This is a genomic window from Enterococcus raffinosus (assembly GCF_019175485.1).
Classification (GTDB): Bacteria; Bacillota; Bacilli; order Lactobacillales; family Enterococcaceae; genus Enterococcus_A; species Enterococcus_A raffinosus.
Map to the genome: position 1 here is coordinate 1,315,325 of NZ_CP072888.1, position 13,507 is coordinate 1,328,831.

Consider the following 13,507-nt stretch of genomic DNA (forward strand, 5'->3'; position numbering starts at 1 on the left):
AAATTATGGAGGGAAGCCAATGGCTACAAAACGGGATTATTACGAAGTCCTTGGGGTACAAAAAGGGGCTTCGGATGATGAAATCAAAAAGGCATACCGCAAGCTTTCCAAACAATACCATCCGGATATTAACAAAGAGGCCGATGCTGAAGAAAAGTTTAAAGAAATTTCAGAAGCTTATGAGATCCTGAGCGACCCGCAGAAGCGTGCTGCTTACGATCAATATGGACATGCTGGAACAGATCCAAACTTTGGAGCTGGCGGAGCAGGTGGATTCGGTGGCGCTGGTGGTTTTGGCGGAGCGGGTGGATTTGGATTTGAAGATATTTTTGAATCGTTCTTCGGTGGAGGCGGTTCTCGTCAAGCCGATCCTAAAGCGCCGAGACAAGGTGCTGACCTTCAATACTCAATTAATTTGGAATTTGAAGAAGCGATTTTTGGTGTAGAAAAAGATATCAAATACAATCGTGAAGAAACATGTCATACCTGTCACGGAAATGGTGCAAAACCTGGAACCCAACCAGAAGTGTGTCATAAGTGTCATGGTTCGGGTTCAATTAATGTAGAACATCAAACACCTCTAGGTCGTGTGATGAGCCGACAAACCTGTGATGTTTGTCATGGAACAGGGAAAGAAATTAAAGACCCTTGTCCAACTTGTCATGGATCTGGACATGAAAAACGTCCGCATACTGTTAAGGTAAAAGTTCCAGCTGGTGTGGAAGATGGACAACAAATGCGTTTAGCGGATCAAGGCGAAGCTGGGATTAATGGAGGGCCTTATGGAGACCTCTATGTAGTCTTTAAAGTAAAACAAAGTGACATCTTTGATCGTGATGGTGCTGAAATTTATTATACGTTGCCTTTGAGTTTTGTACAGGCGGCTTTAGGTGATGAAATTAACGTACCAACAGTTCACGGTGACGTGAAACTAAAAGTCCCTGCTGGAACACAAACAGGTGCTAAGTTTAGACTTCGTGGAAAAGGAGCACCCAGACTTCGAGGGAACACGAATGGTGACCAACAAGTAACGGTTAAAATCATTACTCCTAAGAATTTGAACGATAAACAGCGAGAGGCTTTACGAGCGTTTGCAGAAGCTGGCGGTCAAACAGTTAGCGAACAAAAAGAAGAGGGTTTCTTTGGTAAGGTGAAAGATGCCTTTGGCGGAAAGAAATAAACTGAATAAACTTAGAGGTTCAATCAATTCGCTATTGATTGAACCTCTTTTTTCTTTTACTATTATTAATAAGAGAATAAGTGTTGAAGGAGGTTTGTATGGACAAGCTGGACAAGTTATTTGACCGAATGACGAGAGACATGATGCATTATTTTATTGCTGGAGGACTTGCTGAACCGGATGGACTTGTTCGCACGGTAGAATTTTTTTTGAGCTTTGTTGATAAGGGAAAGCTTAGTGATAAACTGCTGGATGAGGAAATCGTCAAAGATGCATTAATTCACCATATGCCTAAACATATGCCGCTATTTATTGATGAAAGCTTTTATGCCTACCAAATCTTACTTGATCTTTACAGCGCCTTATTTCATGAAAAAATTATTACCGAAGAAGAATGCAAAGACATGCAGTATTTTCTCTATCTCAACAAAACGGCTTTTTTGACCCGTATGAGCAATCCAAATTATTGGTCAAAAACTAAATTAGCAATTATGGACGAGTGGCGTGAAGGCAATTTCGAAGTTGAAGACCCTTATAATATTGAACATTACGACCTTAAAGACCCGGTAAAGAAACATATGCCAGATAATATTTTAACCTTTCCTACTCAGAATAAACGTGCTGAAAAACAAACATTAAACTACGTGATTCGTGTAGATTTAAAAGGATTCAAACCGCCGATTTGGCGAAGACTTCAGATTCCTGCAAAACTATCTTATCAACAATTGCATCGGATTTTACAAGTTGCTTTTGGCTGGGAAGACAGTCATCTACACAGCTTTTTTGTTGATCGAACGACAATGATTGGTCCCAATGAACTAGAGATGATACAGTTTGATGAAGCAAAACGTATGATCGATATGGATTTTCATGAAGGTGTCAAGCTTGAATATATCTATGATTTCGGCTGTGATTGGTCCCATCAAATTATGGTAGAGAAAGAGATTGATCAATCTTCGCCGCAGTTTAATCATGCAGTCTGTTTGAAAGCAAGAGGGGAAACGCCACTTGAAGATTCTCGTGGTGAAGACCTATGGAAACCGTATGATATAACAAGAATAAATAAACAACTGAAGAAAGAATAATTTTTTGATTGTCCTATTTCCAGGAGTCTAGATATATCCATCTAGACTCTTTTTCTTTTATTGTTTTCAATATCCAAATTTGAGGTTGATTGAGAAAAAATATTTTTTTTATTCATAATAAATCTAAGTTGTTTACTATTTGAAAGGGGAATAGGTAATTCAACAAGCAACTGTTTATAATCTAGTCGGTAGTCCATTATCTGTGCTTTTTTTCTTAGCTCATGACGACAAGCGTGATCCTGAGGTACGCCTAACTGTAGTAGCAAATTCTGAGCAATCTTTAATTCATCTTTTGCTACAATATTTCCCAAATCAGTATGAATCACGATACCATCTGGATTGGTGGGCGCCGTTTGTAAGTATTTGGCTTTAAGATTCGGTAAAAATGCCTGCCTTTGATTGGAAATAAGAATCTGTCCAATCAAAGTAGTTGGAATTTGAATAATGGACATTCCGCCGCTATAAGTTGAAGCTACGTATCCACTAAGCTGACAAAGTGCTTCGTCACCTAGTCCGATTATTCCATCTGCTTTAGTCATGTTTTGCTCTGTCAGAAAGTCATAAACTAGATTTGCAGTATCGGAGGTATAAATCACTTCGTTTAAAATACATGAATGAACGTCAAAACCAAAAATGGTTAAGTATTGGAGAATTTCTGAGCCATAAGCATCGAATGCTTTCTGGTCGCATAGGAGTACAATTTTTTTATTTGTCCATAAAGAAGCAGTGTAACTACCGATTGATTGAATAGCGTCTGGTTTCATCATAATTTTTGATCCAGTGTTCATAATAATTCCTCCAATATTGGTTTTTGACGAGCAATGCAAAAAGAAAAGCTCATTATAGATTTGAAAATCTACAATGAGCTTCTTGAAAAAAATAAAAAGCCACAATAGATTTTCATCTATGCGGCAATAGGTCAGCGTTAAAAGCATTAGCCATCATAGATACAAACAAGGACGTCTGTATCCATGAAAAATGAATACAAACTTATCTAAAATAGCTAAAGTAAAAATTATTCAGTTGTGCAGAAAGTAATTGAGTCATAATAAACGCCCCAAACTGATTTAATTTATGTTGTGACTTATTCTAGACAGATTGTTCGGGCTTGTCAAGACAAAAAAGCAACTTCATTTACGAAGCTGCTAATCTCTGAGAATAAAACGGCGCAAACCGCGATATTTTTTTTCTTCCTGAACAGGTGCGTTATCAGTAATAAGTAACGCTATCATCACGTATCCAATCCAGCTATCTCGCGAATATAAGACATATTCTGGCAACCATTTATTCGCATACTTATCTTTATATTCCTTTAACCCGCCAAAAGAATAAAAACGAGAACCAAAATTATAAACTAAGTAAGCGATTCGCTCTTGAGTAAAACTTTTTCTTGAGGTTCCCACATTGGCCAAAGGCGCCATTCCCAGGTCGAAATATTCGATCCCCATTTCATCACGCATATATTGAAATAAATTGATGAAAAGAAAATCCATGGTTCCTCCGGGAGCTTTTTCAGGGCTGTGACGCATCAAATCAATGGTTCCGATATTCTTGGTATAAGTCGGCATAAAGTTCGCGAAAGCGACAATTTCTTGCTCAGTGTTTTTTATTACTGCGATTGGCGCACGTTGTAAGTAATCTTCTGAAAAGAATCCGAGAGAAAAGCCCTTTTCCTTTCGTCCATTTAACCATTCATCTGAGACGGATCGTAACTGTTTGATTGTTTCATTTGTGAAAGGAGGATGAATCACATCGAATTGATAGCCTTCTTTAATAACTTTGTTGAAACTTGAGCGCTGTCCCTTCATTTTCTTCCCACTTAAAGTAAAGTCTGGTAAATAAACATGTGCTCGCTCGCCGAATTTGATAAAATCATAGCCAAACTCATGAAGGATCATAACCATTTCTTCGCTATTTTCATAAAAAACCGGCAAGTAGTTATAACGATCTACTTCATTGATCAGAGCTTCAGTAGCAGCTTCGAAATCACTTGTTTTTCCAGAGGGATCGCCCATTATTAAGATTTTGTTGTTAAAAGTTGATAGCTGGAAGAAAACAGTATCTTCCTCGCCATTATTGTAATAAAACACTTTTTTATCTTTAAGAAAAACGAGTTGACTATCTGGATTTCCACCGTAGGTTTCCAAAATATGTTGGACCCGTTGTTCATCTAATGGCTCGCCAATTTGTCTTCGTTTGTTTTTTAAAAAACGAATCAGTAACAAAATAATGAAGGCGACGATCAAAATTGCAACAAAGCCTACACCCCATATTCGTTCACTAGGAAATAGGAAAAATTCTGGCAACCGATGACGATGATGGATTTTAGGGCTGTTGTAAACACCGATAATGATGTATAAAATCGTTAACCCACCCATGATGATGCCATCAATCGTTATCCATTCGGCAGAATAAACCAGTTGTTCTCTAAATAGCTCATTCTTAGAGAAAATAACAAATAACAAAAGCAAGGCGAGAAAAATACCAGTTGAAATACGAAATCCAGCTAATAATGAGTAAAGAAAGGTTAACGTAACAATCATAATTGTAGGAATATATGCACGCTTAACTCGTGCTGAAACTCCTCTACCTAAAACAATTAATAAAAAGCCCAATAAAATTGCTGGGAAAACGACGATTACCCGAGAGTGGATCGGATTTAATCGTTGCAGAAAAGGCAATCGAATGAATGCTTCGGGAATCGTAGCCGATAGAACTAACATAATTCCTGTAAAATAAAGAAGAAAACCTTCAAGTTTATGTGCCAATTCTTTTAGTAAACTAACAGGAATGCCTTTGTATCGCGTATTGATTGTTGTGCCTAAGTTTTTGAAAAATAATATTAACCCAATCGCAAAAGGTACTAAGTAGTAGAATAACCGAAATAATAAAAGCCAAGCAAAGACAGTTTCTCTTGGAGTGCCTAGAGCAGAAAGGCCGATGATCATCATTAAATCAAAGCTGCCGAGTTCTCCAGGAATCATAGAGACAATTCCGATTACTGTAGCAGCAATAAACAAAGGGACAACATCACGAATACTAACTTCTATGCCCATTAAGAGACCTGTAGAAATAAAACTGACGAGGACACCAGTCCATTCTAAAAAGGATGTCCCGATCAATTCTAAACGATGGGAGTTCTTCAGATCCCCTAAATATTCTCCTTTACCAAAAATACTAAGACAGAAGACAATTGGGAAATATAATCCGCCCCCGATCAACCAAATCCAATATTGACGCAAATATTGATTGTGATCATCAAACATAACAAGGAAAAAAGAGAGCAAGGCATAGATAGACAATCCAGACATAGTAAAAACTAAAATTTTGGATAGAGCTTGTACTACTTTTTTTCCTGAAGTTTTTTTGCCATAAAATTCAGATCGCAAACCAGCGCTAACAAAACCACCAAAACCTGCAATATTATTTAAGGTATTCACCAACCAGCTTGTTTCAAAAACATAAAGTTTTTTGGGTTTCTGTCCTAAAATATTATTCAAGGTAAAATCATAGCCGATCATTGGAATGACGGAAACTAAACCAATCAGTGCCATGAGTAGGATATTCCAAGGACTGATTGTGCTAAAGATAGTCGATAGTCGAGAAAAAGAAATGTTCTTCACGATGTTTGATAATTCGAATATGACAATAATAATAACTGAAATTAAAAAAATTAATTTTAGCTTGCTTAAATGTGTTTTGAACCATTCTGCTAAAGTTTTCACCAAATTACTCCTTTTCAATTAAAAATTGTAAGACTTCTTGGTTGAAGCGTTTTGGATTTCTGCGGGCAAACATATGACCTTGTCCTGAGACGATGGCGAAATTTGCATTAGGGATTGAACGAGCAAGATACATTGAGTGCTGTGTTTTAATGGAGTCATGCTTTCCTACTATTACTAACGTTGGGGCTACGATCTGGTTTAAATCTTCTGTTGACAAACCAATATCACGAAAAAGCAACCGCAATATAGGAAGGAAATTCCGCATCCCAGTATCAACAAATGCGCCAACCCAAACAATAGCATACTGCACATAGCTAAGAAGATGAGGGATCATCCGAACGCCATTCGGAGTAGTATTGCCTGCATTTAAAACCAAATGATCAACCTTATTAGGATAAAGCCGTGCAAAAACCATAGCTAAATTAGCGCCATCACTAAACCCTAATAGATCTGCGTGTTCAATATTTTCTTGCCCCATGATAGTAGCTAAATCTTCTGCCATCAATTGAAAGCTTGTTTCTTTCTGTGTGTTGGTCGAACGTCCATGTCCGCGGCTGTCAACGACATACACATTAAAATGTTTGCTGAAACTATTTAACTGTTTCGAAAAGTATCTACCGCTTCCACCATTACCATGCAGCAAAAACAGTGCTGGGCCTTGCCCATATTTTTCATAATAAATTTCTGTTCCATCACTCATTTGAGCGATTTTTTTTTCATTTTTCACAACATCACCTACCAAGATTAAGTATACCGATTTTTTCGACTCTTGCACATTAATTTAATTGTAAGACCAAACGAAATCTTTAGAATGATTAATTAAATATAAAGCTGTGAAATTATGCTTTTAAAAGTTAAGTAAATTCTTGTAGTATGGATAAAGAAAAAAGAAGATAGTTGGGCAGATTTTATGTTGAAAATAATTGGAAAATTTTTAAAAATAATTATTACGCTTGCAATCTTGCTAACGGTTATAATAGGCGGGATTTTTGCAGTTCGTACATATAAGAATACTAAAACAGTGAATAGTTATCGGAACCAGGTACAGACGTTGGCTGATCAGGAAGGTGTCGGGGAATATACCGATGTTATTTTAGCTATTATGTATACGGAGTCAAAAGGAAAAGGTACGGACTTAATGCAAAGCTCTGAGAGTGCTTATGGCAGCCGCGGTAAGATTATCAGTCAACAAGAAAGTATTGAGAGTGGTGTTAAGCATTTTGCCGAGAGCTATAAACAGACTAAAGCAGCTGGCTGTGATCTTGAAACTGCTATTCAAGCATATAACTTTGGCACAAAGTATATTCAATACGTGCAAGATCATGGAGGAAAAAATAGTGTAGAGTTAGCAGAAGAATACTCCCGCGATATTTTGTCACCAGGCTATGGAAATGATCAGCAACATACTTATCGTTATATGCAGATGCAGTCAGTTTTATACAACGGTGGTTATTTATACCAAAATGGCGGCAATATGTTTTATGCTGAAATTGTCCAAATGAACAAGCGGTTCATTACATTATTTCAAAGGTTTCAAAATGGTTAAAATAATGAGCAGAAAGCTTGTAATAATAAAGAAATATGCTAAAATGGTAGACGTATAAGTTTGTCAAAAAAAATCGCGCTGATCGGAAGATGAATTGGGGCGATTTTTTACGGCTGTTATCATATTTTTTTGGGAATTGGGGTGAGAGTTTTGGTGCAGAGAATTCCCCAACAAGTTATTGATGAGGTTCGTGAAAAAACAAATATTGTTGAAGTTATCGGACAATATGTCCAGTTGAAAAAATCTGGTAAAAATTATTTAGGATTGTGTCCATTTCACGAAGAGAAGACCCCATCGTTTTCAGTTGCAGAAGACAAGCAGATTTTTCATTGTTTTGGTTGCGGAAAGGGAGGCAATGTCTATACATTTTTACAAGAGCTAGAGGGGATTAGTTTTCCAGAGGCGGTAAAAAAGGTTGCTGATATAGAGCAAATTCCTTTAGCTATCGAAATCTCCAGTGAGCCTATCAGTCAAACTTCAACGGGACAGCAGCAATTAATCGCTTTGCATGAGCGGACGCGTGATTTGTATCATCATCTCTTAGTGAACACAAAAGTTGGAGAAACGGCATTAGAGTATCTTCACGAACGTGGATTAAGCGATGAATTGATCAATGAATTTAAAATTGGTTTTGCTCCTAATCAGAGAGAATTTTTAGTTCAGGTAGCTAAGCAAGATAAAGTGACTGCTGATTTAATGGAACGTAGCGGGTTATTTATTCGACGTGAAGATGGCAGCTTTAGTGATCGATTTTACCATCGAGTCATGTTTCCCTTGAATGATTTTCGTGGAAAGCCAATTGGTTTTTCGGGTCGTTTACTTAAAACAGAAGATTTTCCTGGTGATGATCAACCAAAATATTTGAATTCGCCAGAGACTGAGTTATTCAACAAACGGCAGGTTCTTTTCAATTTTGACAAAGCACGGAATGAAATACGGAAACAAGGCGAAGCGATTTTGTTTGAAGGCTTTATGGATGTATTGGCTGCATGGCAGGCAGATATTAAGATTGGCTTAGCTTCGATGGGAACTAGTTTGACAGAGCAGCAAATAGCAGCGATTGAACGGATTACCGGTCAAGTAGTAATTGCTTATGACGGTGATGATCCTGGACAAGCTGCTACTGATCGTGCACTGACTATTTTAGACGCACACAGTCGACTAAACTTGGCCACTGTTACGGTTCCTGAAAAACTTGATCCTGACGAATATTTGCGAAAATACGGCGTAACTGAATTGCAGAATTTATTGCAGCACGGTCGTCAAACACCTTTTGCATTCAAAATGCAGTATCGTAAAAAAGGATTGAATCTGGAGAACGAAGCAGACCGTCTAGGCTATATAGAGGTCGTAATGCAAGATTTGGCAAAAGTACAATCGCCAGTTGAGCAGGACTTGTACTTAGGCCAATTAGCAAATGAGTTTCATTTAACAAGGGAAAGTTTGAAACAACAGTTGCAGATGGTTCGTCAAACACAACGAACAGAAAGACGTCAACAACAATCGACAATTTCACAAGTACCTATCCAACCAATCAAAAAAGTACTAACTAAAGAGGAAAAAGCGGAACGAATGCTACTATATCGTAGTATGAATGAGCGTTCGATCCGAGAGCAATTGGTTCAAACAGATTTTCAATTCATTCATGATCAGTATCAAGAATTGCTTCTTTACTTAGATAGTTATATGATGGTTCATGGAAATTTTGTTTTAGCGGACTTCCTGAACTATTTAAAGGAGAATGAGATGAAGCAGTTAGCCATCGACATCTCTATGATATCCATGTCAGAAGATAGTAATGAACGAGAAATCTATGATTTGATGCAGGTTATCTCTAAGTCTGGCATTGCTGAAGAAATAAAACAACGACAAAAAGAGCAGCTCGAAGCCAGAAAAAACGGAAACCAGCAGCGGGAATTGGAATTGACCGTTCAGATTATTGAATTGACGAAACGCTTGAAACAAGCCTAGAAGTGAAAGGGGCATTTATTTTATGGCAGATGTAAAAAACAAAAAAGAGTATGAAAAAGCTGTAGCGGCCTTCATCAAGGAAAAGAAACCAATGGGACAGGTTGTTTATGATGAGCTTACCAATCGTTTGGCGACTCCTTATGAATTAGGCGCAGATGCAATGGATGAGTTGATCCAAAAAGTCGAGGACGCGGGTGTCAGTGTCGTCGATGAAAATGGTGAACCTTCTAAAGCTAGTTTGAAACAAAATGAAGAAACTGCGAAAGCCGCACAAAAAGAAGATTTATCGGCCCCAACTGGCGTTAAGATCAATGACCCAGTTCGTATGTATTTAAAAGAAATCGGACGAGTTTCATTACTAACTGCTGAAGAAGAAGTGGAACTCGCTTTGCTAATTGAACAAGGTGATCAAGAAGCTAAACAACGTTTAGCTGAAGCAAACTTGCGTCTAGTTGTAAGTATCGCAAAGCGTTATGTTGGACGCGGCATGCAATTCTTGGATTTGATTCAAGAAGGAAACATGGGTTTGATGAAAGCTGTTGAAAAATTTGATTATCGTAAAGGATTCAAATTTTCAACCTATGCAACATGGTGGATCCGTCAAGCAATCACTCGCGCCATCGCTGACCAAGCAAGGACGATTCGAATTCCAGTTCATATGGTCGAGACTATTAATAAATTGATTCGCGTACAACGTCAATTACTACAAGATTTAGGGCGCGAACCAACACCAGAGGAAATTGGTGCTGAAATGGACTTGCCGACAGAAAAAGTTCGTGAGATTTTGAAGATTGCTCAAGAGCCCGTTTCTTTGGAAACGCCAATTGGTGAAGAGGACGATTCGCATTTAGGTGATTTCATTGAGGATCAAGAAGCGACTAGTCCTGCTGAACATGCTGCATCAGAAATGTTGAAAGAACAATTGGAAGATGTGCTAGATACGTTGACTGATCGTGAAGAGAATGTTCTGCGCTTACGTTTTGGTTTAGATGATGGAAGAACTCGGACTTTGGAAGAGGTCGGCCGTGTCTTTGGTGTAACTCGTGAACGAATTCGTCAAATCGAGGCGAAAGCTTTACGTAAATTACGTCATCCTTCACGCTCAAAACAATTGAAAGACTTTTTAGAATAATTTCAGACGCACTCCTCAAGTATTACTTGAGGAGTATTTTTTTGCAATACCATGGTAGTTGCACGAAATCCAAGTTATCAAGAAATCGAATGTTAATAAAGATAGGCGATCCAAACGAGCGTTGAAATTTATTATTTTTGATTAATTCACTCGAAAATTGCTTGGAACATCCCTAAACATATGATAGATTAAAGCATATGATTGAAAAAAGGAGCCGATTTCATTGCAAAAATGCCCTAACTGTGGTTTTGAACCAGTCGAAGGATGCACGACTTGTCCGAAGTGTGGCTTTTCATTACAGTTAAACGATCAAGAAGAAATTAAAGACAGTAATAATGACAAAAATGATACGATAGAATGGTCAGAACTTGCTGATATGCCGATTGAATCTGTGCAAAAAATGTTTAAGGATAACGAGGATAAAATGAAAGAAGAAAATTCAAAAAATAACTCTGAAGAAATTCCTGAGATGAATCCGATTTTGGCACAATACATTCGTGAACATAAGGATGACCAAGACAAAATAGAAGACACTGAGACTGAAAATACTGAGAAGGTAAATGAGACGGAATCTGATGATGTGGAAACAAACACAAAAACAGAAAACGATTCAATACTTGATAACGAGAGTGAAGAGGTTGATATATCAAAAAATGCTGATGAACCTGTCATTCAAGATTCAGCGGATGAATCTTCTGAAGTGAATGACGAATCTGAAGAAACTGAGACGTTGCCGGTTAGTGAGGATGTCATTTCAGAGGATTCGATCAACTCGAACGATGGCTACGAAGCATCAGATATAACCCAAGAGGATGATTCTAATAATGAAGGAATTATTCCGCCAGATAATGCTTCGTCTGTTAGTGAACCCCCTAAAAAGAACCGTAAAAGTCTTTACATTACTTTAGCTGCGATAGCAGTTTTAGGCATTGGTGGCGGTTACTATTACTACCACGAAAAAGAAGTTGAAGCTCAGCGTATTGCGACTGTGAAAAAAGAAAATGAAGCTTTGGATTCAATTGGCGAGAGCATATCAAGTTATTATACAGATGACAAGCAAGTTTTTCTTGCGAACGACAAAGTAGCTCTCAATACTAGTAAAATTGATGAAGAGTTATCTCGCTATAAAGAAAACAAACGATATGATGAAACCAAAAAAGCGTATGATCAGCTTGTGGCAAAGCAAAAAGCTGAACAATCAGTCAATCAATTGTTTACAAGTGCTGCGATTAACGGAGATAAAATTGTAGACAATCCTTTATTAAAAACGGCTGAACCAGTTGATTTATCTATCAGCACAGGCGATAAAGAGTTTGATGAATTAATGAATCAAGCTATAAATAAAGCCAAAGATCAGTACACGAAAATTGAAAGTGCGAAAAAAGCGACGGATGGATTACTAAAAGACGGCAATGTGATTGAAACTGTAAATCGTGATCAATACAATGCAGCAAATAATGCTATCAAAGCGGTGGCGAATCAAGAATTAGTTAAAACACAAAAAGATGAACTAACTAAAGTGGATCAAGCGTTGAAAGAAAAAGAGAAAAAAGCCGCTGAAGAAAAAGCGGCAGCAGATAAAGCTGCTCGAGAAAAAGAGGAACAAGAAAGAGCAGCACAAGAAGCACAGAAGACGACTTCAACGGATAGTAGTCAAGCAGGAGATACCAGCAGTGATGCTTATGCGTGGGCTCCGGGTGTCAAAGAAAAAGTCATTCAAACCTGTATCTCTCGCGGTTACATCGTAGAAGGCGGGTATAGTTTAGAACCAGTTAAAATTGAAAACGGCGAAGGGTATTACAACTTATATGCCACTTCAAATCGAGCATCGTTAACACAAGGATATACCAGCTCTGACTTGCCCATGTACTTAGTGACAATTAATTGCAAAACAGGATGGTTTAAAGGTGACGGGCCAAATTAGATGAAGATTTATAGGCTGGGGAGACACTGTCTTCCCAGCTTTAATAATGATATAAGACATTTTTTGCGAGGAGTAATAAATATGAACGAACTATTAGGACAAGTTTTTACCGGATTAATCATTGATGAGAATGAGAAAAAATATCTTGTACAAAAAAATGGTGTAACTTTCCAGCTTTTAAAGGAGGAAGGCACCCATGAAATCGGCGAAACAATTGAAGGATTCGGTTATATAAACCAGAGTAAAGAAGCCATTTTCACAACTCAGATTCCACAGGTTAGAATTGGCCATTACGCTTTTGGTGAGGTAACAGACGTCCGTCGTGATTTAGGTGTATTTGTAAATATTGGCTTAGCAGATAAAGATATGGTAGTTTCTCTAGATGAAATGCCAAGTATGAAAGAATTGTGGCCGAAAAAAGGTGATCGCTTGATGATTAGCTTACGGGTTGATGAAAAAAATCGGATGTGGGGCGTATTAGCTGACGAAACTATTTTTCACTCTTTAAGTCGTTCTGGGAATGCTGAGATGCAAAACGAAAATAAAAAAGGAACGGTTTATCGATTAAAGGTGACAGGTTCTTATCTTATTACTGAGGATTTCTATATTGGTTTTGTTCATCCATCTGAGCGGTATCAAGAACCACGTTTAGGTGAAGTAGTGGAGGCACGGGTTATCGGTGTGAGACCAGATGGTGTCTTAAATATGTCTTTAAAGCCTCGTAGCTATGAAATGATCAATGATGATGCCGCAATGATTTTAACGATGTTGCAAAGAAACTCGGATCATAAATTACCTTTTTGGGACAAATCTGCTCCAGAAGAAATCAAAGAAGCTTTTGGCATAAGTAAGGGACAATTCAAACGTGCGATTGGCCATTTATTAAAGGAAAAACTGATTGAACAAAAAGATGGCGAAATTCATTTAAAAAGCTAATTGAGAAT

At 37.8% G+C, this 13,507-nt stretch carries 10 protein-coding genes; 7 read left to right on the plus strand and 3 right to left on the minus strand.

Features of this window, described 5'->3' with window-relative positions; genetic code table 11:
• Nucleotides 1-19 precede the first annotated feature (19 nt).
• Both dnaJ and J9537_RS06480 read left to right on the plus strand, forming a co-directional pair.
• Nucleotides 20-1,180: a molecular chaperone DnaJ gene (gene dnaJ / locus J9537_RS06475; protein WP_010744599.1), complete on the plus strand. Its 1,161-nt coding sequence runs from the start codon at nucleotides 20-22 to the stop codon at nucleotides 1,178-1,180.
• Between the two features lie 98 nt (nucleotides 1,181-1,278).
• Nucleotides 1,279-2,265, plus strand: a complete 987-nt coding sequence (locus J9537_RS06480; RefSeq protein WP_218257159.1) for a plasmid pRiA4b ORF-3 family protein — start codon at nucleotides 1,279-1,281, stop codon at nucleotides 2,263-2,265.
• A 41-nt stretch (nucleotides 2,266-2,306) separates the two neighbouring features.
• Here the strand turns inward: J9537_RS06480 and J9537_RS06485 are convergent, their stop codons facing one another.
• The 3 genes from J9537_RS06485 to J9537_RS06495 form a co-directional block, all read right to left on the minus strand.
• Nucleotides 2,307-3,053 (minus strand): hypothetical protein, encoded by a 747-nt coding sequence (locus J9537_RS06485; RefSeq protein ID WP_218257160.1) that lies wholly within the window; start codon nucleotides 3,051-3,053, stop codon nucleotides 2,307-2,309.
• A gap of 357 nt (nucleotides 3,054-3,410) precedes the next feature.
• Complete coding sequence (gene mprF / locus J9537_RS06490; RefSeq protein WP_425333178.1) at nucleotides 3,411-5,993, minus strand: bifunctional lysylphosphatidylglycerol flippase/synthetase MprF; 2,583 nt, start codon at nucleotides 5,991-5,993, stop codon at nucleotides 3,411-3,413.
• A gap of 1 nt (nucleotide 5,994) precedes the next feature.
• Nucleotides 5,995-6,717 carry an alpha/beta fold hydrolase gene (locus J9537_RS06495; RefSeq protein WP_218257162.1) on the minus strand — a complete coding sequence of 241 codons (723 nt, stop codon included), beginning with the start codon at nucleotides 6,715-6,717 and terminating at the stop codon, nucleotides 5,995-5,997.
• Nucleotides 6,718-6,900: 183 nt separating this feature from the next.
• Between J9537_RS06495 and J9537_RS06500 the strand changes: the two genes are divergently transcribed.
• The 5 genes from J9537_RS06500 to J9537_RS06520 all read left to right on the plus strand — a co-directional run bounded on the left by J9537_RS06500 (nucleotide 6,901) and on the right by J9537_RS06520 (nucleotide 13,499).
• On the plus strand, nucleotides 6,901-7,536 hold the full coding sequence (locus J9537_RS06500; RefSeq protein WP_010744604.1) for a lysozyme family protein: 636 nt from the start codon (nucleotides 6,901-6,903) through the stop codon (nucleotides 7,534-7,536).
• A gap of 150 nt (nucleotides 7,537-7,686) precedes the next feature.
• Nucleotides 7,687-9,507, plus strand: a complete 1,821-nt coding sequence (gene dnaG / locus J9537_RS06505; RefSeq protein ID WP_218257163.1) for a DNA primase — start codon at nucleotides 7,687-7,689, stop codon at nucleotides 9,505-9,507.
• Nucleotides 9,508-9,529: 22 nt separating this feature from the next.
• A complete protein-coding gene (gene rpoD / locus J9537_RS06510; protein ID WP_010744606.1) occupies nucleotides 9,530-10,639 on the plus strand; it encodes an RNA polymerase sigma factor RpoD in 1,110 nt (369 codons plus the stop codon).
• A gap of 223 nt (nucleotides 10,640-10,862) precedes the next feature.
• A complete protein-coding gene (locus J9537_RS06515; RefSeq protein ID WP_218257164.1) occupies nucleotides 10,863-12,563 on the plus strand; it encodes a cell division site-positioning protein MapZ family protein in 1,701 nt (566 codons plus the stop codon).
• Nucleotides 12,564-12,644: 81 nt separating this feature from the next.
• Nucleotides 12,645-13,499 carry a CvfB family protein gene (locus J9537_RS06520; RefSeq protein WP_218257165.1) on the plus strand — a complete coding sequence of 285 codons (855 nt, stop codon included), beginning with the start codon at nucleotides 12,645-12,647 and terminating at the stop codon, nucleotides 13,497-13,499.
• Nucleotides 13,500-13,507: the final 8 nt, after the last annotated feature.

Coding starts and splice junctions, on each gene's coding strand:
- J9537_RS06520 (WP_218257165.1), top strand. CDS start 12,645: ATGAACGAACTATTAGGACAAGTTTTTACCGGATTAATCATTGATGAG.
- dnaJ (WP_010744599.1), top strand. CDS start 20: ATGGCTACAAAACGGGATTATTACGAAGTCCTTGGGGTACAAAAAGGG.
- J9537_RS06480 (WP_218257159.1), top strand. CDS start 1,279: ATGGACAAGCTGGACAAGTTATTTGACCGAATGACGAGAGACATGATG.
- J9537_RS06485 (WP_218257160.1), bottom strand. CDS start 3,053: ATGAACACTGGATCAAAAATTATGATGAAACCAGACGCTATTCAATCA.
- J9537_RS06500 (WP_010744604.1), top strand. CDS start 6,901: ATGTTGAAAATAATTGGAAAATTTTTAAAAATAATTATTACGCTTGCA.
- rpoD (WP_010744606.1), top strand. CDS start 9,530: ATGGCAGATGTAAAAAACAAAAAAGAGTATGAAAAAGCTGTAGCGGCC.